We start from the raw sequence: 23829 nt of genomic DNA on the forward strand, positions 1-23829 counted from the left end.
AGCAGGTAGAACCAGTGGTTCTGCGGGCCGGCCGCCACGTGCGCCTCGGTGCGGGGAATGGCGGGGCCGTAGCAGTTGGGGTCGCCCAGCGCGCCCGGGTTGTACATGTTGCGGATCGGGCCGCGGCCGAGAAGGTTGACGTCCTCGCCCACCAGGTAGTCCGGCGGGTCGTTCGGGTTGTTGGCGTAGTGCTCGGTCAGTGCGCCGAAGATGTCGCCGGCCGACACCCCGAGGGCCTGCGCCTCGTTGCCGGTGCCCGTCCCGCCGGTGCCGGAGGTCTGGTAGATCCTTTGGCCGTACTCGTAGGCGAGCACGTCCATCGCGGTCACCCAGCCTGATCGGGCGTTGTAGGCGATGATCATTTGGCCGGGCGAGGGGGGTGTGGTCCCGCTTCGGGAGGCCAGGCGGGCCGGGTAGCCGTGTCCGGTTCTGCCCAACCAGGCGCGCAGCATGTCCCAGTGCTTCTGGGCGGCGTACATGACGTCCACGCAGGCCCGCGACTCCTCGGTCGGCGTGCCCGTCGGCAGCACGACAGGTCGGCCGTTCGGGTCGAGGCACTCGATGCCCGGTCTGATCGGGTCGATCATGACATCGCCGGTCGAGGTACTGGTCACGTCGATGCCGACCCGGCCGCTGTAGCGCCCATCAGCCATGACTCCGACGTTCATGACGCGCTCGACCTGGTCGGGCACCGCGCCGGTCGCGGCGGCGGCCTGCGGGGCCGACGGCGATGCGATCGCCGCCGTGGCCGACAAGAGAAGCGCGGCTGCTGTCCGTCCGGAGTTTCTCATCGCTCGCGGTTCCTCTCGGAGGGCCTCTGGGAACGGGACCGCGCCCGGTGAAGGGCACATTCCTCTCCAACGTCCTACCGAGTGGCCGCTCTGACCACATGCCAATCTTCTATAGAACGCCGTTATGGCCGGACATGCGGAAAAGCAGTGGGGCGGCACCCGGGGATCGCTCGGGTGCCGCCCCAACTGCAAGATCACGAAAGCCTTTTGGGCAGGTCAACGGCCATACGTGCGAGTTTCTGCAAGATCACGAACCGGATCGGGGCAGGTCATGCCGCCTTTCTGCGAGCAATTGCAAGATCACGGCCGGGTTGGTTGGGGGGAGGTCAGCGGGTGGCGCGGTTGACGGCGGAGATGATGGCCTTGAGCGAGGCGGTGGTGGTGTTGGCGTCGATGCCGACGCCCCACAGGACCTGGGCGCCGTCCGGACCGGCCACCTCGCACTCGACGTAGGAGGCCGCCTTGGCGTCGGTGCCCGCGCTCATCGCGTGCCCGGTGTAGTCCAGCACCCGGACCGTGACGCCCAGCACCGCGAGCGCGTCGCAGAAGGCGGAGATGGGGCCGTTTCCGACGCCCTCGACCTCCCTGACCTCGCCGTCGAACCGTACATCGGCGTTGATGACGTCCTTGTCGTCCACGGTCGAGGTGTGCCGGTGGGCCAGCAGCCCGACCCGGCCCCACGGCTTGGCGGGGTTGGGCAGGTACTCGTCGGTGAACAGCTCCCACATCTCGGCCGGGGTGACCTCGCCGCCCTCGGCGTCGGTGCGGCCCTGAACGACCCGGGAGAACTCGATCTGCAGCCGCCGCGGCAGGTCGAGGCTGTGGTCGGCCTTCATGATGTAGGCGGCGCCGCCCTTGCCCGACTGGCTGTTGACCCGGATCACGGCCTCGTAGGTCCGGCCGATGTCCTTGGGGTCGATCGGCAGGTACGGCACGGCCCACGCGAACTCGTCCACCGGCACGCCGGCGGCCGCGGCGTCGCGCTCCAGGTGCTCGAGGCCCTTCTTGATCGCGTCCTGGTGGGAGCCGGAGAAGGCCGTGTAGACCAGTTCGCCGCCCCACGGGTGGCGGGGGTGGACCGGCAGCTGGTTGCAGTACTCCACGACCCGGCGGATCTCATCCATGTGCGAGAAGTCGATCTCCGGGTCGATGCCCTGGGAGAACAGGTTCATGCCCAGGGTGACCAGGCAGACGTTGCCGGTGCGCTCGCCGTTGCCGAACAGGCAGCCCTCGATGCGGTCGGCGCCGGCCAGGTAGCCCAGCTCGGCGGCGGCCACCGCCGTGCCGCGGTCGTTGTGCGGGTGCAGTGACAGCACGATCGAGTCCCGGTACGCCAGGTTGCGGCTCATCCACTCGATCTGGTCGGCGTACACGTTCGGGGTGGCCATCTCGACGGTCGCCGGCAGGTTGACGATGACCTTGCGGTCGGGGGTCGGCTGCCAGACGTCGTTGACGGCGTTGCACACCTCCACGGCGTACTCGAGCTCGGTGCCGGTGAACGACTCGGGCGAGTACTGGAAGAAGATGTCGGTGCCGTCCATCTGGGCCGCCAGCTTCTTGCACAGCTTGGCGCCCTCGACGGCGATGGCGGTGATGCCTTCCTTGTCCAGGCCGAACACGACCCGGCGCTGCAGCGTGGAGGTCGAGTTGTACAGGTGGACGATGGCCTGCCTGGCGCCGCGCAGCGACTCGAAGGTCCGCTCGATCAGCTCCGGCCTGGCCTGGGTCAGCACCTGGATGGCCACGCCCTCGGGGATGCGGTCCTCTTCGATGATCTGACGTACGAAGTCGTAGTCGGTCTGCGAGGCGGCCGGGAAGCCGACCTCGATCTCCTTGTAGCCCATCTGGACCAGCAGCTCGAACATCTTGAGCTTGCGGTGGGAGTCCATCGGATCGATCAGGGCCTGGTTGCCGTCGCGCAGGTCGACCGCACACCACCGCGGCGCCTTGGTGATCACCTGGTTCGGCCAGGTGCGGTCCGTCAGCCGTACCGGCTCGAACGGCGTATATCGGTGGAACGGCATCGGGCTGGGTTGCTGCTGCGAATTCGCGTTCATCATGCTCCTCGTCGGGCAGACCGGCGACACGAGGGATCGAGCGATCGAAGACTCGAGAGAAGGGTCGCCGGTGGAAGAAGTCCAGCGGCCGACGCGCATGACTCGCCTCCGCGGCGAGGGAGCCGGCCTGTTACAGGCCCTCGCCGCGGCGGATAAGAAGGAGCCCGCGCAGCATGGCATGAAGAGTAGCAGACGCCCGGCAATCGACAGCCCGGGAGGAGGGGGCGCATGAGGGACCACCAGATTCTCTGGGAGATCAGCAGGCTCACCGGTGAAGAGCACCGGCTGCGCGAACGCCTGACGGCCGGGGAGATCAGCCCGGAGGAAGGAGCCGAGGAAATGCGATGCATCGAGCAGGCGCTCGACCGCTGCTGGGACCTGGTGCGGCAGCGGCGGGCCCGCCGCGACGCGGGCGAGGACCCCGATCACGCCTCCCCACGCCCGGTAAGCGAGATCGAGGACTACGGACAGTAGCGAGCCGTGACCCTCAATCGGCACAACAAGCCCTAAAATCACTTCTGTGACACCTCCGAGAAACGATGATGTAACAATTGTGAAACATGAGGTGCCTAGCGTCCCGCCATGCGGCTGACTCCACACGAACGGGAACGCCTGCTCATCCACGTCGCCGCGGACGTTGCCCGCGCCCGGCGGGAGCGCGGCCTTCGCCTCAACCATCCCGAGGCCATCGCGGTGATCGCATCGTCCGTGATCGAGGGCGCCCGCGACGGCCGGAGCGTCGGCGAACTGATGGACGCGGGCCGCGCCGTACTGAGCCGCGCGGACGTCATGGACGGCGTGCCCGAGATGTTGGACTCCGTCCAGGTCGAGGCCACCTTTCCCGACGGCACGAAGCTCGTCACCATCCACGACCCGATCTCCTGAGAGAGCCGACCGATGACCGAGCGCGACACGAACGCGGCCGGCCCAGACGGCCCAGACGGCCCGGGTGGCCCGGATGGCGAGGTCCCCGCCGTTCCCGGGGAGATCGTGTACGGCGAGGCGCCCGTACCGCTGAACCCGGGCAGGGAGCACCTGACGCTGCGGGTGGTCAACACCGGTGATCGTCCGGTGCAGGTGGGCTCGCACTACCATTTCGCGGCTGCCAACCCGGCTCTGGAGTTCGACCGCGCCGCCGCCTGGGGGACACACCTCGACATCCCGGCCGGCACCTCGATCAGGTTCGAACCGGGTGTCGAGCGCGACGTGCCGCTGGTGCCGATCGCCGGACGGCGCGTCGTACCCGGACTGCGCCCCGAGTGGGCCGGACCGCTGGGCCCGTCCCCTCTGGGCACGCCTCCGGCATTGGGCCCGGGCCCGGCGGTGGGCGAGCGTCCGGCTCGCCGCGGCATCGACCGGCCCCTTTACATCGCCGTGTACGGTCCGACCACCGGCGACCGGATCCGGCTCGCCGACACGGATCTGTTCGTCGAGGTGACCGACGACCTGTCCAGAGGGCCGGCGGGATCGGGCGACGAGGCGGTGTTCGGCGGCGGCAAAGTGATCCGCGAGTCGATGGGCCAGTCCCGCGCGACCCGGGCCGACGGCGCCCCCGACCTCGTCATCACCGGCGCGGTGATCCTCGACCACTGGGGCGTCGTCAAGGCCGACATCGGCGTGCGCGACGGCCGGATCAGCGCGATCGGCAAGGCCGGCAATCCGGACACCATGGACGGGATCCACCCCGACCTGGTGATCGGTCCGGCCACGGAGATCGTCGCGGGCAACGGGCGGATCCTCACGGCGGGCGCGGTCGACTGTCACGTCCACCTGATCTGCCCGCAGCTTCTCGACGTGGCGCTGGCCGCCGGGGTGACCACGATCATCGGCGGTGGGATCGGACCGGCCGAGAGCACGAAGGCCACCACGGTCACCGGCACCGGACATCTCCCCCGCATGCTGGAGGCGCTCGACCCCTATCCCGTCAACGTGGCGCTGCTCGGCAAGGGCAACACGGTGAGCGAGGAAGCCCTGCTGGAGCAACTCAGGGCCGGAGCCTCCGGCTTCAAGCTCCACGAGGACTGGGGCTGCACCCCCGCCGCGATCGACGCCTGCCTCAAGGTGTGCGACGCGACCGGGGTGCAGGCGGCGATCCACACCGACACGCTGAACGAGGCGGGATTCGTGGAGTCGACGCTTCAGGCCATCGGCGGCCGGGTGATCCACACCTACCACACCGAGGGCGCGGGAGGCGGGCACGCCCCCGACATCATCAAGATCGCCTCGCATCCGAACGTGCTGCCGTCGTCCACCAACCCGACCCGCCCGCACACGGTCAACACCCACCATGAGGCCCTCGACATGCTCATGGTCTGTCATCACCTCAACCCGGCGATCCCGGAGGATCTGGCCTTCGCCGAGTCCCGGATCCGGACGACGACGATGGCGGCCGAGGACGTCCTGCACGACATCGGGGCGATCTCGATGATCGGCTCCGACTCGCAGGCGATGGGACGGATCGGCGAGACGATCATCCGTACCTGGCAGACCGCCCATGTGATGAAACGCCGCCGCGGGGCGCTCCCCGGCGAAACCGGCGGCGCCTTCCCCGCCGACAACCTGCGCGCCCGCCGCTATGTCGCGAAATATACGATCAATCCGGCTATCGCGCACGGTCTCGACGCCGAGATCGGTTCGGTCGAGGTCGGCAAGCTGGCCGACCTGGTGCTGTGGCGCCCGGCGTTCTTCGGGGTGAAGCCCGAGCTCGTGATCAAGGGCGGAGTGATCGCCCGCGCCGAGATGGGCGACGCCAACGCCTCCATCCCCACCCCTCAGCCGGTGCTGTCCCGGCCGATGTTCGGAGCCTCCCCGGTCACGGCCGCGGCCACGTCGCTGCACTTCGTCGCACCCGCTGCCCTCGAGGACGGCCTGGCCGACCGGCTCGCCGTCCGCCGACGCCTGGTCCCCGTGGCCGGGGTGCGCGACCGCCGCAAGGACTCGATGCCGCTCAACGACGCGCTGCCCGCCATCGAGGTGGACCCGGACACGTTCACCGTACGGATCGACGGAGAGGTGATCGAACCCGCGCCCGCCGACGAGTTGCCGATGGCACAGCGCTATTTCCTCTTCTGAGCGGGAAAGGCGAGGCCGGAAGCGGAGGGAGGGGCCACATGCGGGAAAGATCAGCCGGCGAGGCGGCGCTGCTCCTGCTGGCCGATTCCCGGCTCCCCGCCGGCGGTCACGCCCACTCGGGCGGCGTGGAGGAGGCGATCCGGCTGGGCACGATCACCGGCAGGGACGACCTGGCCGGATTTCTCCGTGGCCGGCTCGCGACCGCCGGTCTCGTCGCCGCGGCCCTGGCCGCCGCCGCCTGCGAGCTGGGCGCCGCCCTCGCGGACGTGGAGGACATGGAAGAGGACGTGGAAGAGGAAGATGCCGATGACGCCTGCCGGCTGTGGCGCCGGCTCGACGCCGAGGCGGACGCCCGTACGGCCTCACCCGCGCTGCGGGAGACCGCCCGGACCCAGGGCCGGCTCCTCATCCGTACGGCCCGCCGGATATGGCCCTCGGCCATGCTCGACACGCTCGCCCGAGCCGTACCCGACGGGGCGCATCATCCCGTCGTGCTCGGCGCCACCGCGGCCGTGGCCGGTTGCGAGCCTCGGCAGGCCGCGCTGGCGGCCGCCCACGGCTCGGTGGCCGCACCGGCGACGGCGGCCGTCCGGCTCCTCGGCCTGGATCCGGTCGCCGTCCACGGCCTGCTCGCGGCGCTGGCCCCCGACCTCGACGGTACGGCTCACGCCGCCTGCGCGTCGCTCGGCGGGGCCCGTTCCGTCGAGTGGCCGGGACTTCCTGCGCACGCCGCCCCGGCCCTCGACCTGCTCGCCGAGGGCCACCGACGCAATCCGCTACGACTTTTCGTCTCCTGAAGCTCCAGAAAGGCATGTCGGCATGGGTGTCAACCACGAGGATCCGCACGGCGATCACGTGCTGCCGCACGGGCGCGCGCTACGGCTCGGCATCGGCGGCCCGGTCGGCGGAGGCAAGACCGCCCTCGTCGCGGCCCTGTGCCGCAGCCTCGGCCTGGCCCATCGCCTGGGCGTGGTGACCAACGACATCTACACGACCGAGGACGCGGACTTCCTGCGCCGCGCGGGCGTCCTCGCCCCGGAGCGGATCGTCGCGGTCCAGACCGGATGCTGCCCGCACACCGCGATCCGCGACGACATCGCGGGCAACCTCGACGCGGTGGAGACGCTCGAAAAGCGCTTCGGACCGCTCGATCTTGTGATCATCGAAAGCGGCGGCGACAACCTGACCGCCACCTTCAGCCGTGGACTGGCGGACCGGCAGATCTTCGTCCTCGACGTTGCGGGGGGCGACAAGGTGCCCCGCAAGGGCGGTCCCGGGGTCACCACCGCCGACCTCCTGGTGATCAACAAGACCGACCTGGCCTCGCTGGTCGGCGCCGACCTGACCGTGATGTCACGTGACGCGCGGGCCGTACGGCACGGCAGGCCGGTCCTGTTCACCTCGATCAGGCGGGACACGGGCGCCCGCGAGGTCGCCGAATGGGTCATCGGCCTCCTGGAGGACCGGCCGCGTGAGCGACACGTGGCAGACCGGACCCGGACCGCGTCGGAAACGGCCTGACCACATGACCATCGTGAGCGGCATGACGGGGACGGCCCCTCCGACCGCTGGGACCGTCATGAGCGCGACCGGCGCCGGCGCGATCACCGCCCGCGCGGTGATCAGGACGGCGGCCGGTCCCGGCGGCACGACCCGGCTGGAAACCCTGCTGTCCGATCCGCCGCTCACGCTGCGGCGGACCGGACCCGCCCGGGTCCACCTGGTCGGATCGGGGGCGGGCCCCCTGGGCGGCGATCACCTCACGCTCGACGTCGACATCGCCCCCGGCACCGCGCTGGAGATCCGGTCGGTCGCCGCCATGCTGGTCCTGCCCGGTCCGGCCGACTCGACGATGACCGTCAACGCACGGGTGGGCGCGGGCGCCTCGCTGCGCTACTCCCCCGAGCCGACCGTGCTCGCCGCCGGATGCACCCACCGCCTCACCGTACGGCTCTCGCTCGCGGCCGACGCCGAGGTGTTCTGGCGGGAGGAGATCATCTTCGGACGGCACGGGGAACGGCCCGGGCGCGGCCACAGCAGGTTCGACGTCACGGTCGCCGACCGGCCGCTGCTCCGCCAGGACCTGGTCGTCGGCAGGCCCTCGGTCGAGGGCAGTCCCGCCGTCTACGGCCACGCCCGCTGCGTGGGATCCAGCCTGGTCGCCGGTCCCCGCTGGTCGGCCCGGGCCGTACCGGCGATCGGGAACGACCCGCCGACGGCGCCCGTGCAGGCGAGCGGAGACGGCTGGACGGCGCTGCCCCTGGCCGGACCCGGCGTGCTCGTCTCGGCGCTCGCCCCCGACGCGGTCGAGCTCAGGGCCCGCCTGACGCGCGGCGAGGAGGCCGCCGAACGGATAGCGGCCGGAAGGATCGTAGCCTGGTGACCGTGGCCGAACTCACTCCCCCGCCGGACGGAACCCCGCGTCCTCACACCGGCGGTCTGCCGGCCGCCGGTGTGACCGTGACCGGTCTGGCGATGGCCGTCACCGCGCTGCTGCCCTGGGCGGGGGTGACCGCGAAGACCGCCCTCCTCGACGCGGAGCTCACCCACTCGGTCCGCGGGGTCGACTACGGGGCGGGGTGGTTCGTCATGGGGGCGGGGATCGCCGCGATGCTGCTCGGGCTGCTCGGCCTGCGGCGCGACCGGCTGTACGCGGGGTTCGCGATCCTGCCCGGCGCGGTGGCGGCCTTCGCGCTCGCGATGTTCCTCACCGATCCCCGGGAGTTGGCCGACCGGCTCGACTTCCGCATCCCCGGGCTGCTCGACGTGCACCCGGCGATCCAGTACGGCTGGTTCGCCGCCCTGCTGGCCTCCATCGTCGTGGCCGCCCTCGCCGCCGCCGCCTTCCTCCGTCAGTCGTAGAAGCCGAGGCGGCGCAGTTGCTTGGGGTCGCGCTGCCACTCCTTGGCGACCTTGACGCGGAGGTCGAGGTAGACGCGGGTGCCGAGCAGCGCCTCGATCTGCTGACGGGCGCGAGTGCCGACATCCTTCAGCCTGGCTCCCCCGGGGCCGATGACGATGGCCTTCTGCGACGGCCGCTCGACGTACATGAACGCGTAGACGTCGAGGAGGTCGTCGCGGCCCTCGCGCGGGGTCATCTCCTCCACCACTACCGCGATCGAGTGCGGCAGCTCGTCGCGTACGCCCTCCAGCGCGGCCTCTCTGATCAGCTCGGCGACCAGGACCTGCTCGGGCTCGTCGGTCAGCTCCCCTCCGGCGTACAGCGGCGGAGACTCGGGCAGCCGCGCGATGAACTGGTCGGCGAGCACGCCGAGCCGTTCGCCGTTGGCCGCCGAGACCGGAATGATCTCCTCGAACTCGGCCAGTGCCGACACCGCCAGGAGCTGGCCGGCGATCTGCTCGGGGGTGGCGAGGTCGCACTTGGTGACGACCGCGATGACCGGGGTCTTCTTCACCGCGGCCAGCTTGTCGACGATGAACCGGTCGCCCTTGCCGACGGGCTCGTTGGCCGGCACGCAGAAGCCGATCACGTCGACCTCGGTGAGCGTGGACAGCACGAGGCTGTCCAGCCGCTCGCCGAGCAGCGTGCGCGGACGGTGGAAACCCGGCGTGTCCACGATCACGAGCTGCGCGTCGGGCCGGTGCACGATGCCGCGGATCGCCCGGCGCGTCGTCTGCGGCTTCGACGAGGTGATCGCCACCTTGGTGCCGACCAGGGCGTTCATGAGCGTGGACTTGCCGACGTTCGGCCTGCCGACGAAGCAGGCGAACCCCGCGTGGAAGTCCGCGCCGGCGCCGAAGCCGGCGTGGAGGTCCGTGTTCATGTCAGATGTACCGGCCCTTCAGGGAACCGTCCGGAGCGGCGAGGAACAGTGTGCCGTTGCCCAGGTCATTGACGACGGCGAGGTCGGCCGCGGCCGGGTCGTCGGCGTCGGTCACCAGCGCCGCCGCCTCCAGGGATTTCGCACCGCTGGACACCGCCATGGCGGCCGCGACCTGGATCGCCGACAGCGTGAGCGACGGCAGCGCGACCCCGGCCGCGGCGTAGGTCCGTCCCGTCTCGTCCCGAACGGCGGCACCCTCGGGTGAACCGTTGCGGGCGCGGACCGACCTCGCCAGCGTAATGATCTTGTTGTCCTCGGGGTCCAGCGTCTCTGTCACGAGTCAAGCGTACCGATCCCCGGGACCGGGCCGCCTGAGCGCATGGAGCCGCGAGAACACCGGACCGCACAAGTACGGGGCACTCGTCCGATGCGGACGAGAGCCCCGTACGTGTACAGATCCCCCCACGAGGGTCCGGATCGTCGTGAACCCCTCCCGGCGTTCCGGCTCCCTCACCAGATGCCCCGTTCCCTCCCGGGCCACCTGATGCGACTATGCCCCGCGTCGCTTGCAAATCGCTTAAAAGCCGCTTGCAGTGCGCCGCTTACACTGCCCGCCTCTCGCACTGTGCCGTGGCTGTCAGTCGCGTTCGGCGGTGGCGGCGACGATCTCGTCGCCGCTGTCGGGTGGCGGCACGCGGCGCACGACGACGGTGCTGATCCGGTTGCGGCGGCCCGCCAGGTTCTCCGCGGTGAGCCGCAGCCCGCCGACCGTGGCCTGGGAACCGGCGATCGGCACCCGGCCCAGCGCGTGGGCGAGCAGCCCGCCGACGGTGTCGACGTCCTCGGCTTCGATCTCGGTGCCGAACAGCTCGGCCAGTTCGTCGACCGGCAGGCGGGCGGTGACCCGTACCGCGCCGTCGTCGAGCCACTCGACCGGAGGGATCTCCTGGTCGTACTCGTCGGTGATCTCCCCGACGATCTCCTCGATCACGTCCTCGATTGTGACGAGTCCGGCGGTGCCTCCGTACTCGTCGATGACGATGGCGAGATGGGTCTGCCGGGCCTGCATCTCGCGCAGCAGCTCGTCGATCGGCTTGCTCTCCGGGACGTAGGTCGCCGGGCGCATCAGCCCGTCCACCCGTGCACCGGAGTCGCCGGTGTCCTGCATGCGGCGCACGATGTCCTTGAGGTAGGCGATGCCGACCACGTCGTCCTCGTTCTCGCCTACCACGGGGATGCGGGAGAAGCCGCTGCGCAGGGCCAGTGAGAGCGCCTGGCTCAACGTCTTGCCCCGCTCGATGAAGACCATGTCCGTACGCGGGACCATGACCTCGCGGACCAGGGTGTCGCCCAGCTCGAACACCGAGTGGATCATCTCCCGCTCATCGGGTTCGATGACGCGGCGCTCCTCGGCCAGGTCGACCAGCTCCCGCAGCTCGGCCTCGGAGGTGAACGGGCCCTCACGGAACCCCCGCCCCGGCGTGAGCGCGTTGCCCAGCAGGATCAGCAGTTTGGGCAGCGGGCCGAAGATCCTGGTCAGGCCGTACACGACGGGCGCGCTCGCCAGCGCGACCGGTTCGGCGTGCTGCCGGCCGAGCGTCCGCGGCGACACGCCGACGATCACATAACTCACGATGATCATGACGACGGCGGCCGCCGCGTAGGCCTGCCCCCGGTCGCCGAGCCAGTCGATGAACAACAGGGTGGCGATCACGGTGGCGACCAGCTCACAGCTCAGCCGGAGCAGCAGCACCAGGTTCAGGTAGCGTGGCGGGTCTGCGAGGATCGCGCGCAGCCGCCGCGCCCCGCGCCGCCCCTCCTTGAGGAACTCCTCGGCCCGCACCCGGGAGATGCGGGTCAGCGCGGTCTCGGCACTCGCCAGCAGGCCGCCGATCACGATCAGGATGACGGCAGACAGCAGCCAGCCGTTGTTCACGGCTTCCGCCGCACCTCCCGCCACGATCCGAGCAGCTCATCCTGCAGGCCGAACATCTCGGCATGCTCCTCGGGCTCCGCGTGGTCGTAGCCGAGCAGGTGGAGGATGCCATGCGTGCACAGCAGCTCAAGCTCCTCCTGCGCGGTGTGCCCGGCCTCCGCCGCCTGTCGGGCAGCGACCTGCGGACAGAGCACGACGTCGCCGAGCAGCGCCGGGTCCGGAGAGGAGTCCTCGTCCCGGCCGGAGTCCGGCCGCAGCTCGTCCATCGGGAAGGCGAGCACGTCGGTCGGGCCCGGCTCGCCCATCCACCGCTCGTGCAGCTCGGCCATCGCCGCCTCGTCGACCACCAGGATCGACAGCTCGGCGAGCGGATTGACGCCCATCCGGCTGAGCGCGTGACCGGCCAGCTTCACGAGCGCGGACTCGTCGACCTCCACGCCCGACTCGTTGGCCACCTCGATGCTCAAACCGATCTCCTCGTCCGGCATGTTCGTGTCCTTCGCCCCCGCGCTCACCGTGCCCTCGCTCACTGTTTCTCCGCCCACCGTCTGCCTCGTGTCACCGTCTGCCTCGTGTCACCGTCTGCCTCGGGGCCGCTTCGAGATGGCCTGCGGCTCGGCGGCCAGGGCGGCGTCGTAGCGGCCGTAAGCGTCGACGATGTCGCTGACCAGCCGGTGCCGGACCACGTCGGCGCTGGTGAGCCTGCTGAAGTGGATGTCCTCGATGCCTTCGAGGATGTTCTGGACGACCTTCAGCCCGCTCTGCTGGCCGCCCGGGAGGTCGATCTGGGTCACGTCTCCGGTGACGACGATCTTCGAGTTGAAGCCCAGCCGGGTCAGGAACATCTTCATCTGCTCGGGCGAGGTGTTCTGCGCCTCGTCGAGGATGATGAACGCGTCGTTGAGCGTGCGCCCGCGCATGTACGCCAGCGGCGCGACCTCGATCGTGCCGGCGGACATCAGCCGCGGGATCGACTCGGGATCGATCATGTCGTGCAGCGCGTCGTAAAGCGGCCGCAGGTACGGATCGATCTTCTCGTAGAGGGTGCCGGGCAGGAAACCCAGTCGCTCGCCGGCCTCGACTGCGGGCCGGGTCAGAATGATCCGGTTGACCCGCTTGTTCTGCAGGGCCTTCACGGCCTTGGCCATCGCGAGGTACGTCTTGCCGGTGCCGGCGGGGCCGATGCCGAAGACGATCGTGTGCTTGTCGATCGCGTCGACGTACCGCTTCTGGTTGACGGTCTTGGGGCGGATCGTCCGGCCGCGCGCGGAGAGGATGTCCAGAGACAGCACCTCGGCGGGGCGATCGGTCGCCATCCGCACCATGGCGATGCTGCGCTCCACGGCGTCGGCGGTCAGTTCGGCGCCCGAGCCGACCAGTTCGACAAGCTCCTCGAACAGGCGGACGACGACGCCGCTCTCCTCGGGATTGCCCGTGATCGTGATCTCGTTGCCACGCACGTGAATGTCCGCTTTGAAGGACTTCTCGATGACCCGCAGCAGCTCGTCACGCGAACCGAGGAGGCTGACCATCGACTGCCCCTCGGGAATGACCACCTTGGCCTGGGTCTTGTTGACCTGCTGTGACGCCTGGGTCTCTTGTGACGTCTGGGTTTGTGGTGACTCGGTCATGGGCGGCCCTACGGCCTGTTCGCCTCCCTGGTCGTGTCACGCAGATCTTCCTGCCTGCCGCTGTCGCTACGGCAAAGATCCACAGGACACTCCTTAGTTCCTTTTCATGCTAGCGCCCCCAGCCGTGGCGCCGACGGCTCAGCCAGGCGGCCAGGTGAGATCCCGGCCGCCCAGCACGTGCGCGTGGACGTGGAAGACCGTCTGGCCGGCGCCGAGCCCGGTGTTGAACACCACCCGGTACCCCGCGTCCGCCACACCCTCCTGCACGGCCACCGCATGACACGCCTTGAGCAGGTCATCGGCGAGGCCGTCGTCGGCCGCGGCCAGTGCGGCCACGTTCTCGTAATGGGACTTCGGCACGACGAGGACGTGGGTGGGCGCCTGCGGGTTGATGTCACGGAACGCCAGTGCGCGGCCGACCTCCATGACGATGTCAGCGGGCACCTGCTTGGCCACGATCTTGCAGAACAGGCAGTCGGTCACAAGGCAACATTAGCCGTTGTCGATCCGTGATGACGCTGATGATCCCGCCGGATAATCTGAGGTGTGCGAGACTGCACAAGAGAAAATCCCTAGCGTCGGCCGAGGACATCGCTGGGCCATGCCCCCTAAAGAGTCGGAAGAACGTAAACCCCCCGGGAACGACGAGCGTCCTATCGACGTGACCACCGAGACCCTCGTGGTCGACAGGTCGCTGAGAGCGGCGCCCGTCGGCTGGGACGCAGACATGGCCGTTACGGCGCTCTACAGCGCCCACTATCGGTCGCTGGTACGCCTCGCGGTGCTGCTGGTGCGCGATGTGGCCAGTGCCGAAGAGGTCGTCCAGGACGCGTTCGTCGCCATTCACGGGGCGTGGCGCCGGCTGAGAGACACCGACAAGGCACTCGCCTACCTGCGCCAGTCGGTCGTCAACCGCTCTCGTTCGGTGCTGCGTCATCGCGCGGTCGTCGAGAAGTACGCCCCGAAGGGCCTTCCCGACGCGCCCAGTGCGGAGAACGGCGCGATCGGCGAGCTGGAGCGTTCGGCGGTCATCGAGGCGCTTCGCAAACTGCCGGCCCGGCAGCGCGAGGCGCTGGTGCTGCGCTACTACGGTGACCTGTCGGAGGCTGAGATCGCACACGCGATGGGCATCAGCAAGGGCGCGGTGAAAAGTCACACGGCCCGTGGCATGGCCTCACTACGGATGGCACTGGAGCAGTTCTCATGACCTTCCCGCCCGACGACGAGCACGGCGAACTGCTCCGCCGTGCCCTGCGCGCGGAGGCGGACTCGGTCGTACCGTCTCCCGAAGGACTCGAGATCATTCGCGGCCGGATCGCGCGGCGCGGCCTGCGCAACCTGTTCTGGTGGCGGATCGGCGCGTCCCTCGCCGGCGCCGCCCTGGTGGCGGGCGCGGCCGTGATGATCGTTCCCGACCTCCGCACCCAGGTGGTCGAGATCACCGGCCTCTCCCAGACGACGAGCGGTGACGACGGGGAACGTGACACCTCGTCCATCACGCGCCCGCCGGCCCCACCGCCCCCCGCCGTCATCGTCGTCCCCTCGGTCGGCGGCACGCGCGCCCAGCCGCCGAGTCCTACCCCGACGCCCACGCCGACACCGCACCGGACCGGCCCGAGCGCCAGGCCCTCGCCGTCGAAGCCGGGCCCGTGCCCCTCCCCCACGTCGGCTCCCGACCCGGACGGGCCGGCGGTGGTCGAACCGGATCACGGTGCCGCGCCCTTGGTCGCGTCGTCCTGCCCGCCGGAGCCGACGGCGCAGCCGCCTGTGCCGGTGCCGACGGTCACGGCCGCGCCCGGGGCGTCGCCCAACCCGTCGCCACCGCCGCAGCGGCCGACCCCGCGACGGCCGCACAGCCCGGCTCCCACCCCGGTCCCCGCTCCCACCCCCTCTCCCAGCGACGCGCCGCCGCCCTAGAAGAGACGGTCGTACGGCTGGGCGAGGTCGCCTACCAGCGGCCGCAGCGGGTGAGCAGCACGGCGGCCGCGGCGATCCCGGCCGTCGACGTGCGCAGCACCGTGGGCCCGAGCAGGGCGGGTACGGCTCCAGCCGCGCGGAACGCGGCGATCTCCTCGTCGGTGATGCCGCCCTCGGGACCGACCACGACGACGATGTCCCGCGGATCGTCCCGCGGATCGTGGCCATCGCCGAGGTCGGCGGGCATGGCGAGACCGCTGAGGGGTTCGGCGGCCTCCTCGTGCAGCACGACCGCCAGCGCGGACGAGACGATCAGTTCGGCGACCCGGGCAGTGGTGGCCTGGTCGGTCACCACGGGCAGGTGGAACCGGCGGGACTGCTTGGCGGCCTCGCGGGCCGTGCCGCGCCAGCGGCCGAGAGCCTTGGCCGCGCGATCGCCCTTCCACTGGGTCACGCAGCGGGCCGCGGCCCAGGGCACGATCACGTCCACGCCCGCCTCGGTCATCATCTCGACCGCGAGTTCGCCCCGGTCGCCCTTGGGCAGGCCCTGGACCACGACCAGACGGGGCCGGGGCGGCTCGACCTCGAACCGGCGCAGCACCTCGGCGGTCAGCCGGTCCCTGCCCACGTCCAGCACCACGCACTCGGCGACCCGGCCCGCGCCGTCGGTCAGGTCGATCCGCTCGCCGGGGCGCATCCTGCGGACGGCGGCAGCGTGCCGTCCCTCCGGGCCGTCGAGGACGATGCGGTCACCGCCGGTCGCGTCACCGGTCGCGCGGCCGGCCGCCTCCGACAGGAACACGGGAACGCTCATGTGCTCGCGTCGCGTCAGCGGCCGTTGAAGGCGTCGCGCAGCCGGGAGAAGAAGCCCTGCTGGCCGGGGGAGAACTTGCCCGGCGGGCGCTCCTCGCCCCGCAGCTTGGCCAGCTCCCGCAGCAGTTCCTCCTGCTGCGGGTCCAGCTTCAGCGGGGTCTCGACGTTGACGTGGATCAGCAGGTCGCCCCTGCCGGTCTCGTTCAGCCGCTGCACGCCCTTGCCGTACAGGGGGATGACCTGGCCCGCCTGGGTGCCGGGCCGTACGTCGATCTCGTGCGCGCCGTCCAGCGTGTCGATGCTGAGCGAGGTGCCGAGGGCGGCGGCCGTCATCGGAATGTGCACTGTGCAGTGCAGGTCGTCGCCCCGGCGCTCGAAGATCTGGTGCGGAAGCTCGGCGATCTCCAGGAAGAGGTCGCCGGGGGGCCCGCCGCCGGGGCCGACCTCGCCCTCGCCTGCGAGCTGGATGTGGGTGCCGTCCTCGACGCCGGCCGGGATCCTCACCTTGAGCGTCCTGCGGGTGCGCACCCGGCCCTCGCCGGAGCACTCCATGCACGGGTGGCGGATCACGCTGCCGTAGCCCCCGCACTGCGGGCACGGGCGGGAGGTCATGACCTGGCCGAGGAACGAGCGGGTCACCTGGGACACCTCGCCGCGGCCGTGGCACATGTCGCAGGTGTCGGGGTGGGTGCCCGACGCGGCGCCCGAACCCTGGCAGACGTCGCACAGCACTGCCGTGTCGACCACGATCTCCCGGGTGGTGCCGAACGCGGCCTCCGCCAGGTCGAGCTCGACCCGGATCGTGGCGTTGCGTCCCCGCCGAGCCCGCGAGCGCGGCCCACGAGAGGCGCCGGCCGAGCCGAAGAACGCGTCCATGATGTCGCTGAACGGGAAGCCCGCACCGAAACCGCCCGCACCGGCCCCCGCGCCTCCGCCGAACGGGTCGGCGCCGAGGTCGTACATGCGGCGCTTGTTCGCGTCGGACAGCACCTCGTACGCCTGGGTGATCTCCTTGAACCGTTCCTGGGTCTGCGGATCGGGATTGACGTCCGGATGCAGCTCGCGGGCGAGCCGCCGATACGCCTTCTTGATCTCGTCCGGGCCGGCGTCGCGGCGGACTCCGAGGATCTCGTAATAGTCCTTTGCCACTGCCACTTATGACCCCGCCAGGATCTGGCCGACGTAGCGCGCAACGGCGCGTACCGCACCCATCGTCACCGGATAGTCCATTCGCGTCGGGCCCAGCACTCCGAGCCGGGCCAGTTCCTTGTCGCCCGAACCGTACCCCGCGGCCACGATAGAGGTGCCCCGCAGCCCGCTGTAGGGGTTCTCCGAACCGATCCGGACGGTGAGTTCAGAAATTCCGGCGGTCTCACCGAGGAGCCGCATGAGGACCACCTGCTCCTCCAGCGCCTCCAGCACGTCGCGCAGTCCCACGCTGAAGTCGGCGGCGGCGAGGTTGGCGGCGCCGGCGAACACGATCTTCTCTTCGTGTCTCTCCACGAGCGTTTCGAGGAGCACGGAGAGGATCGTGACGGCCACCTGCCGGTCCTCGGGCGGCAGCCGCTCGGGGAGGTCGGCGACGGTCTCCGGCACCATGGACAGGCCGCAGCCGTCCAGGCAGCTGTTGAGCACCGCGCGCAGGTTCCCGATCCGGTCGTCGGCGACATCCTCGGGGAGATCGATCACCCGCTGCTCGACGCGGCCGGTGTTCGTGATCAGCACGAGCATGACCCGCCGCTCGGCCAGGGGCACGATCTCCACGTGCCTGATCGACGACCTCGTCAGCGAGGGGTACTGGACCACGGCCACCTGCCGGGTGAGCTGCGCGAGCAGGCGCACCGTGCGCATGACGATCTCATCGAGGTCCACCGCTCCGGCGAGGAACGTCTCGATCGCCCTGCGCTCCGCCCTGGACAGCGGTTTGATCGACGAGAGCCGGTCAACGAACAGCCGGTAGCCCTTGTCGGTCGGCACTCTTCCCGCGCTCGTATGCGGCTGACGGATGTATCCCTGCTCCTCCAGCGCCGCCATGTCGTTGCGGATCGTCGCCGGGGAGACGCCGAGGTTGTGCCTGTCCGTGAGGGCCTTGGAACCCACCGGCTCATTGGTGGACACGTAGTCCTCGACGATGGCACGCAACACCGCCAGCTTGCGGTCGTCGAGCAATGTGTCACCTCCCTGTGCCTGCGGAACCCTTGTGCCTGCGGAACCCTTGTGCCTGGGAAACGCCGCCTCTGGCACTCTGTGTTCCCGAGTGCCAAGTGTACGGCCCCCGCGACCGGTGATGCGATAACGGCGGCGACACAGTGGACAAGCAGCCCCAAGTGTGTCGCGAGGGATATTTTCCTCGCATTTCGGCAAGCCACGATCCGGGGGAGCGCCCCCGCCGGGCGGTGCGATTCGCCGCCTCGCTTGCGCGCGTTCCCGGGTTTGCTAGCGTTCCCGGCATGTATGGGCGGGACGTGCTTTCCGGCGACTGGCGGCGGCCCCGACGCGGGCAGATCCCTGAGGTCCCCGCCGAGCTCGACCTCGTGGTCGAGGACGCGGAGGGCCGGTTCTGCGGCGCGGTCGTGGCCTGCGACAAGGAGGCCGTCACCCTGGAGGACCGGTTCGGCCGGCGACGGGTCTTCCCGCTGTCGCCCGCGGGGTTCCTCCTCGACGGCGGGCCCGTCACTCTGGTACGGCCGGCCGCCGCATCGAAGGGCCCCCGCCGGAGCGCCTCCGGGTCCATCGCGGTCGAAGGGCTGCGTGCCCGCGTCGCCAGGGAGAGCCGGATCTACGTCGAGGGGGTGCACGACGCCTCCCTGGTGGAGAAGATCTGGGGACACGACCTGCGGGTTGAAGGCGTGGCCGTCGAGTTCCTGGAGGGAGTCGACGACCTGCCCGCCATCGTCGCGGAGTTCGCCCCCGGGCCGGGGCGGCGGCTGGGCGTGCTCGTCGACCACCTCGTGCCCGGTTCGAAGGAGAGCCGCATCGCCGCCCGGGTGTCGGGAGACCATGTGCTGGTCGTCGGCCATCCATACGTGGACGTCTGGCAGGCGGTCAAGCCGGCCGTGCTCGGCATCCCTGCCTGGCCGGACGTGCCAAGAGGCGTCCCCTGGAAGGAGGGCGTGATCGCGGCCCTGGGCTGGCGGATGGACCCCCAGGAGGCGTGGCGCCACATCCTCGGGCGCGTGGGCGCGTACACCGACCTGGAGCCCGAACTCCTCGGCCGCGTCGAAGAGCTGATCGACTTCGTCACCGACCCCACCGCGGACACTCAGCCGTAGGCGAGGGCGAGGTCGCGGATCAGGGCGTCGGCGAGGAGACGGCCGCGCAGCGTGAGCACGGCCCGGCCGCGCTTGAAAGGCTCCACCTCCAGCAGGCCGTCGGCCAGCGCGCGGGCACACGCCGTACGGGCCCCGGAGACGATGCCGGACAGCGGGAAGCCGCTCGACAGGCGCAACTCCAGCATCAGCCGCTCGACGGCCTGATCGCCGGGGGTGAGCACCTCACGGGCGTGGGCCGGCGAGGACCCCGACGCGAGGCGGGCGGCGTAGGCGGCCGGATGCTTGACGTTCCACCACCGGGTCCCACCGACGTGGCTGTGCGCGCCCGGCCCGGCGCCCCACCAGTCGCCACCGGTCCAGTAGAGCAGGTTGTGACGGCAGCGCGCCTCGTCCGTCACGGCCCAGTTGGAGATCTCATACCAGTTCAGGCCGGCCGCCGACAGCTTCTCCTCGGCGATGAGGTAGCGGTCGGCCGCCACGTCGTCGTCGGGCATCGGCAGCTCACCGCGGCGGATGCGCGCGGCCAGCCGGGTGCCGTCCTCGACGATGAGCGAGTACGCCGAGACATGGTCGGGGCGGGCGGCCAGGGCTGCGTCCAGGGAGGCCCGCCAGTCGTCGTCGCTCTCCCCCGGCGTGCCGTAGATCAGGTCGAGGTTGACGTGCTCGAAGCCGGCCTCGCGCGCCTCGCGTACGGCCTGGGCCGCCCGCCCGGGGGTGTGCCGGCGGTCGAGCACCCGCAGCACGTGCTCGGCGGCGCTCTGCATGCCGAAGCTCATCCGGGTGAAGCCGCCGCTCCGCAACGTCTCCAGGTGCGCCGGGTCGACGGACTCGGGGTTGGCCTCGGTGGTCACCTCGGCGCCGGGGGCCAGGCCGAACTCCTCACCGATCGCGCGGAGGATCCGTACCAGATCGGCCGCCGGCAGCAGCGTCGGCGTGCCGCCGCCGAAGAACACGGTCTCGACGGGTGGTGCGGCGTCCCCCAGCACCCGGCGGGCCAGCCGCACCTCCGCGACCACCGTGTCCGCGTAGTCCCGTCGCGACGCGCCCGGGCCCAGTTCCTCGGCCGTGTAGGTGTTGAAGTCGCAGTAGCCGCAGCGGGTGAGGCAGAACGGCACGTGCACGTAGAAGCCGAACGGGCGGGAGCCCAGCCCGGCCAGCGCCCCGGGCGGCAGCGCGCCGGAGGCGGGGACGGGGTCGCCGTCGGGAAGCACGGAAGGCACGCCTACCAGTCTGCCGCCCAATGACCGATGCCATTGACGCCCCGATGACCGCGGTCTACGATCCTGCTCAATTTATAAGAAAGTTTCTTATAAGTTCTTCCCCCCAAGCAGCTGAGGAGAATCGTGCGACGACTTCTCAAGAACACCCTCGTCCTGGCGGTCGCGACCGGCCTCGCGGCCACCGCCGTACCGTCGGCGGCCCAGGCCGACGCGCAGGGACGTCCCGGCCATGACCGGTACAAGCGGGTGGCCTACTTCGTCCAGTGGGGCATCTACGGGCGCGACTACCACGTCAAGGACGTGGAGACCAGCGGCGCGGCGGCCAAGCTGACCCACATCAACTACGCCTTCGGAAACGTGGGCGAGGAGGGCACGTGCGTGTCCTTCGACGCCTGGGCGGACTGGCAGCGCGGAGTCCCCGCCGAGCAGAGCGTCGACGGCGTGGCCGACGCCGACGACCAGCCGCTCAAGGGCAACCTCAACCAGCTCAAGAAGCTCAAGGCCAAGCACCCCGGGCTGAAGGTCCTCATGTCGCTCGGCGGGTGGAGCGGCTCGAAGTACTTCTCCGACGCGGTGCTCACCCCCGAGGCGCGGACCAAGCTCGCCGCCTCGTGCGTGGACCTCTGGCTGAAGGGCAACCTGCCCGGCCTGCCGGAGGGCGCCGGGGCCGGGGTGTTCGACGGCATCGACCTCGACTGGGAGTGGCCCGGCTCCGACGGCAACGAGGGCAACGTCATCCGCCCCGAGGACAAGCAGAACTTCACGCTGTTCGTGGCCGAGCTGCGCCGCCAGATGAAGGCGTTCGACCGCGACAGCGAGCTCACCGCGTTCCTGCCGGCCGCCGCCGCCAAGATGGACGCCGGCTTCGAGGTCCGCAAGGTCTTCGACCAGCTCGACTTCGCCACCGTCCAGGGCTACGACCTGCACGGCACCTGGGAGACGCAGACCGGCCACCAGGCCAACCTGCTGACCGACAGGCGCGACCCCAACCCGGTGCGCTACAGCGTGGACCAGAGCGTCAAGGACCTGATCTCCCGGGGCGCGCCCAAGCGGAAGATCGTCATCGGCGTCCCCGCGTACGGCCACGGCTGGACCGGCGTGAAGACCAAGGGCAAGGGCAACGGCCTGTACGCGCCGGCCACCGGAGCCGCCCCCGGTAAGTGGGAGGCCGGCAGCGAGGACTACAAGGACCTGGTCAAGAAGCCCGGCAAGCGCTACCGCGACATGCTGACCGGCACGATGTGGCTGTACGACGGCAACGAGTTCTGGTCCTACGACGACCCGACCGTCATGCTGCAGAAGGCCGCCTACATCCGGCTCAAGGGCCTGGGCGGCTCGATGATGTGGTCGATCGACCAGGACGACGCCAAGGCGTCCCTCACCTCGGCGCTGTACTCCATCCTGCGCTGAGCTGAGATCACGGATATCGGGGGGCGGCCGGGGCCGGAGCGTTTCGCTCCGGCCCCGGCCCTGTCTCAGGCTATTTCTTGCCCTTGTCGGCGGACCCGGAGTCGGTGGACAGGGCGGCGACGAACGCCTCCTGCGGCACCTCGACGCGGCCCACCATCTTCATCCGCTTCTTGCCTTCCTTCTGCTTCTCCAGCAGCTTGCGCTTACGGCTGATGTCACCGCCGTAGCACTTGGCGAGCACGTCCTTGCGTATTGCCCGGATGTTCTCCCGGGCGATCACGCGAGCGCCGATGGCCGCCTGGATGGGCACCTCGAACTGCTGCCTCGGGATGAGCTCCTTGAGCTTCTTGGCCATCTCGACGCCGTAGGCGTACGCCTTCTCGCGGTGGACGATCGCGCTGAACGCGTCGACGGCCTCGCCCTGCAGGAGGATGTCGACCTTCACGAGGTCGGCCTCCTGCTCGCCCTGCGGCTCGTAGTCGAGCGAGGCGTAGCCGCGGGTCTTCGACTTGAGCTGGTCGAAGAAGTCGAAGATGATCTCCCCGAGAGGCAGCGTGTAGCGGATCTCGACCCGGTCCTCCGAGAGGTAGTCCATGCCGAGGAGCTGCCCCCGGCGCCCCTGGCACAGCTCCATGATGCCGCCGATGAACTCGGCCGGCGCGAGCAGCGTGGCCTTGACCATCGGCTCGAAGATCTGCCCCACCTTGCCCTCGGGGAACTCGGAGGGGTTGGTGACGACGAGCTCGCGGCCGTCCTCCATCACGACCCGGTAGATGACGTTCGGCGAGGTCGAGATCAGCGAGAGGTTGAACTCCCGCTCCAGCCGCTCCCGCACGATCTCCATGTGCAGCAGGCCGAGGAACCCGCAGCGGAAGCCGAAGCCGAGCGCGGCCGAGGTCTCCGGCTCGTAGACGAGCGCGGCGTCGTTCAGCCGCAGCTTGTCGAGCGCGTCGCGCAGCTCGGGGTAGTCGTCGCCGTCGATCGGATAGAGCCCGGAGTACACCATGGGCTTGGGATGCTCGTAGCCGCCCAGGGCCTCGCCCGCCTGCTTGACCGCGCTGGTGACCGTGTCACCCACCCGGGACTGGCGGACGTCCTTCACCCCCGTGATCAGATATCCCACCTCGCCGACGCCGAGGCCCAGGTCGGCCGGCCGCGGCTCGGGCGAGATGACGCCGATCTCCAGGAGCTCGTGCTGGGCGCCGGACGACATCATCAGCACCCGCTCGCGCTTGGACAGGTGCCCGTCGACGACCCTGACGTACGTCACGACGCCCCGGTAGGTGTCGTAGACCGAGTCGAAGATGAGCGCACGGGCGGCCGTCCCCGCGTCCCCCACAGGCGCGGGGACGTGCTCCACCACGTGGTCCAGCAGCTCCTTGACCCCCACCCCGGTCTTGCCGGACACCCGCAGCACGTCGCCGGGGTCGCAGCCGATGAGCCCGGCGAGCTCCTCGGCGTACTTGTCCGGCTGCGCGGCGGGCAGGTCGATCTTGTTGAGCACCGGGATGATGTGCAGGTCGGCGTTCATGGCCAGGTAGAGGTTGGCCAGCGTCTGCGCCTCGATGCCCTGTGCGGCGTCGACGAGCAGGACCGCCCCCTCGCACGCCTCCAGGGAGCGGGACACCTCGTAGGAGAAGTCCACGTGGCCCGGAGTGTCGATCATGTTGAGGACGTGGCCGTTCCAGGGAAGCCGGACGGCCTGGGACTTGATCGTGATGCCGCGTTCCCGCTCGATGTCCATCCGGTCCAGGTACTGCGCGCGCATGGACCTTTCGTCCACCACGCCGGTCAACTGCAGCATGCGGTCGGCGAGTGTGGACTTGCCATGGTCGATATGCGCGATGATGCAGAAGTTGCGGATCAACGCGGGGTCGGTCTGGCCAGGCTGAGTGCGCACCGAGGTCCGTTTCAACAAGGTCTTG

24 protein-coding genes and 1 pseudogene are annotated in these 23829 nt (G+C 70.2%); 12 read left to right on the top strand and 13 right to left on the bottom strand.

What is annotated here, in order from left to right; translation table 11 throughout:
- Nucleotides 1–791: M4 family metallopeptidase (locus tag Mth01_RS04330; protein WP_239089347.1), on the bottom strand; the 791-nt coding region annotated here is incomplete at its 3' end.
- 326 nt (nucleotides 792–1117) lie between these two features.
- Entirely contained in the window at nucleotides 1118–2848 is a 1731-nt protein-coding gene (gene leuA, locus Mth01_RS04335) for a 2-isopropylmalate synthase (protein ID WP_239089348.1), read from the bottom strand.
- A gap of 228 nt (nucleotides 2849–3076) precedes the next feature.
- Between leuA and Mth01_RS04340 the strand changes: the two genes are divergently transcribed.
- The 8 genes and pseudogenes from Mth01_RS04340 (at nucleotide 3077) to Mth01_RS04375 (ending at nucleotide 8782) form a co-directional block, all read left to right on the top strand.
- Entirely contained in the window at nucleotides 3077–3322 is a 246-nt protein-coding gene (locus tag Mth01_RS04340) for a DUF2630 family protein (RefSeq protein WP_204011636.1), read from the top strand.
- Between the two features lie 108 nt (nucleotides 3323–3430).
- Entirely contained in the window at nucleotides 3431–3733 is a 303-nt protein-coding gene (locus tag Mth01_RS04345) for an urease subunit gamma (RefSeq protein ID WP_204011639.1), read from the top strand.
- 12 nt (nucleotides 3734–3745) lie between these two features.
- Nucleotides 3746–4111, top strand: a pseudogene (locus tag Mth01_RS04350) (urease subunit beta); the annotation flags it as partial.
- 87 nt (nucleotides 4112–4198) lie between these two features.
- Nucleotides 4199–5920 (top strand): urease subunit alpha, encoded by a 1722-nt coding sequence (locus Mth01_RS04355; RefSeq protein WP_204011866.1) that lies wholly within the window; start codon nucleotides 4199–4201, stop codon nucleotides 5918–5920.
- Nucleotides 5921–5958: 38 nt separating this feature from the next.
- Entirely contained in the window at nucleotides 5959–6717 is a 759-nt protein-coding gene (locus tag Mth01_RS04360) for an urease accessory protein UreF (protein ID WP_204011642.1), read from the top strand.
- A gap of 22 nt (nucleotides 6718–6739) precedes the next feature.
- Nucleotides 6740–7441, top strand: a complete 702-nt coding sequence (gene ureG, locus Mth01_RS04365) for an urease accessory protein UreG (protein ID WP_204011644.1) — start codon at nucleotides 6740–6742, stop codon at nucleotides 7439–7441.
- 22 nt (nucleotides 7442–7463) lie between these two features.
- Entirely contained in the window at nucleotides 7464–8303 is an 840-nt protein-coding gene (locus Mth01_RS04370) for an urease accessory protein UreD (protein WP_239089349.1), read from the top strand.
- Nucleotides 8300–8782 carry a hypothetical protein gene (locus Mth01_RS04375; protein ID WP_204011647.1) on the top strand — a complete coding sequence of 161 codons (483 nt, stop codon included), beginning with the start codon at nucleotides 8300–8302 and terminating at the stop codon, nucleotides 8780–8782. The genes Mth01_RS04370 and Mth01_RS04375 overlap by 4 nt, the downstream gene beginning before the upstream one ends.
- On the opposite strand, the gene era is transcribed toward Mth01_RS04375, so the two are convergent.
- The 6 genes from era to Mth01_RS04405 all read right to left on the bottom strand — a co-directional run bounded on the left by era (nucleotide 8773) and on the right by Mth01_RS04405 (nucleotide 13755).
- On the bottom strand, nucleotides 8773–9705 hold the full coding sequence (era, locus tag Mth01_RS04380) for a GTPase Era (RefSeq protein ID WP_204011654.1): 933 nt from the start codon (nucleotides 9703–9705) through the stop codon (nucleotides 8773–8775). The two genes, Mth01_RS04375 and era, sit on opposite strands and share 10 nt — an antisense overlap.
- Nucleotide 9706: 1 nt before the next feature.
- Complete coding sequence (locus Mth01_RS04385; protein WP_204011657.1) at nucleotides 9707–10042, bottom strand: cytidine/deoxycytidylate deaminase family protein; 336 nt, start codon at nucleotides 10040–10042, stop codon at nucleotides 9707–9709.
- A 300-nt stretch (nucleotides 10043–10342) separates the two neighbouring features.
- A complete protein-coding gene (locus tag Mth01_RS04390) occupies nucleotides 10343–11641 on the bottom strand; it encodes a hemolysin family protein (RefSeq protein WP_204011659.1) in 1299 nt (432 codons plus the stop codon).
- Entirely contained in the window at nucleotides 11638–12108 is a 471-nt protein-coding gene (gene ybeY, locus Mth01_RS04395) for an rRNA maturation RNase YbeY (RefSeq protein WP_204011872.1), read from the bottom strand. Before ybeY ends, Mth01_RS04390 begins: the two co-directional genes overlap by 4 nt.
- Before the next feature lie 108 nt (nucleotides 12109–12216).
- Complete coding sequence (locus Mth01_RS04400) at nucleotides 12217–13272, bottom strand: PhoH family protein (protein ID WP_204011661.1); 1056 nt, start codon at nucleotides 13270–13272, stop codon at nucleotides 12217–12219.
- A gap of 138 nt (nucleotides 13273–13410) precedes the next feature.
- Nucleotides 13411–13755, bottom strand: a complete 345-nt coding sequence (locus Mth01_RS04405) for a histidine triad nucleotide-binding protein (RefSeq protein ID WP_204011663.1) — start codon at nucleotides 13753–13755, stop codon at nucleotides 13411–13413.
- A 244-nt stretch (nucleotides 13756–13999) separates the two neighbouring features.
- On the opposite strand from Mth01_RS04405, the gene Mth01_RS04410 reads away from it, so the two are divergent.
- Both Mth01_RS04410 and Mth01_RS04415 read left to right on the top strand, forming a co-directional pair.
- Nucleotides 14000–14479, top strand: a complete 480-nt coding sequence (locus Mth01_RS04410; RefSeq protein WP_204011875.1) for a SigE family RNA polymerase sigma factor — start codon at nucleotides 14000–14002, stop codon at nucleotides 14477–14479.
- Entirely contained in the window at nucleotides 14476–15189 is a 714-nt protein-coding gene (locus Mth01_RS04415) for a hypothetical protein (RefSeq protein ID WP_204011665.1), read from the top strand. The genes Mth01_RS04410 and Mth01_RS04415 overlap by 4 nt, the downstream gene beginning before the upstream one ends.
- A 31-nt stretch (nucleotides 15190–15220) precedes the next feature.
- Here the strand turns inward: Mth01_RS04415 and Mth01_RS04420 are convergent, their stop codons facing one another.
- From Mth01_RS04420 to hrcA, 3 genes are read right to left on the bottom strand one after another with little or no spacing between them, the layout of a single operon-like run.
- Complete coding sequence (locus Mth01_RS04420; protein ID WP_204011668.1) at nucleotides 15221–16003, bottom strand: 16S rRNA (uracil(1498)-N(3))-methyltransferase; 783 nt, start codon at nucleotides 16001–16003, stop codon at nucleotides 15221–15223.
- A gap of 14 nt (nucleotides 16004–16017) precedes the next feature.
- Nucleotides 16018–17151, bottom strand: a complete 1134-nt coding sequence (gene dnaJ, locus Mth01_RS04425; protein WP_204011876.1) for a molecular chaperone DnaJ — start codon at nucleotides 17149–17151, stop codon at nucleotides 16018–16020.
- 6 nt (nucleotides 17152–17157) lie between these two features.
- Nucleotides 17158–18171: a heat-inducible transcriptional repressor HrcA gene (gene hrcA, locus Mth01_RS04430; RefSeq protein WP_204011670.1), complete on the bottom strand. Its 1014-nt coding sequence runs from the start codon at nucleotides 18169–18171 to the stop codon at nucleotides 17158–17160.
- A gap of 281 nt (nucleotides 18172–18452) precedes the next feature.
- Between hrcA and Mth01_RS04435 the strand changes: the two genes are divergently transcribed.
- Nucleotides 18453–19274 (top strand): DUF3097 domain-containing protein, encoded by an 822-nt coding sequence (locus tag Mth01_RS04435; protein ID WP_204011673.1) that lies wholly within the window; start codon nucleotides 18453–18455, stop codon nucleotides 19272–19274.
- Here Mth01_RS04435 and hemW read toward each other — a convergent pair.
- A complete protein-coding gene (gene hemW, locus Mth01_RS04440) occupies nucleotides 19265–20494 on the bottom strand; it encodes a radical SAM family heme chaperone HemW (protein WP_204011675.1) in 1230 nt (409 codons plus the stop codon). The two genes, Mth01_RS04435 and hemW, sit on opposite strands and share 10 nt — an antisense overlap.
- Nucleotides 20495–20617: 123 nt before the next feature.
- Here hemW and Mth01_RS04445 point away from each other — a divergent pair, with 123 nt between their 5' ends.
- Complete coding sequence (locus tag Mth01_RS04445) at nucleotides 20618–21904, top strand: glycoside hydrolase family 18 protein (RefSeq protein ID WP_204011676.1); 1287 nt, start codon at nucleotides 20618–20620, stop codon at nucleotides 21902–21904.
- A gap of 70 nt (nucleotides 21905–21974) precedes the next feature.
- On the opposite strand, the gene lepA is transcribed toward Mth01_RS04445, so the two are convergent.
- Nucleotides 21975–23804: a translation elongation factor 4 gene (gene lepA / locus Mth01_RS04450; protein ID WP_204011678.1), complete on the bottom strand. Its 1830-nt coding sequence runs from the start codon at nucleotides 23802–23804 to the stop codon at nucleotides 21975–21977.
- Between the last annotated feature and the right edge of the window lie 25 nt (nucleotides 23805–23829).

It is taken from the genome of Sphaerimonospora thailandensis (genome assembly GCF_016863115.1).
Lineage (GTDB): Bacteria > Actinomycetota > Actinomycetes > Streptosporangiales > Streptosporangiaceae > Sphaerimonospora > Sphaerimonospora cavernae.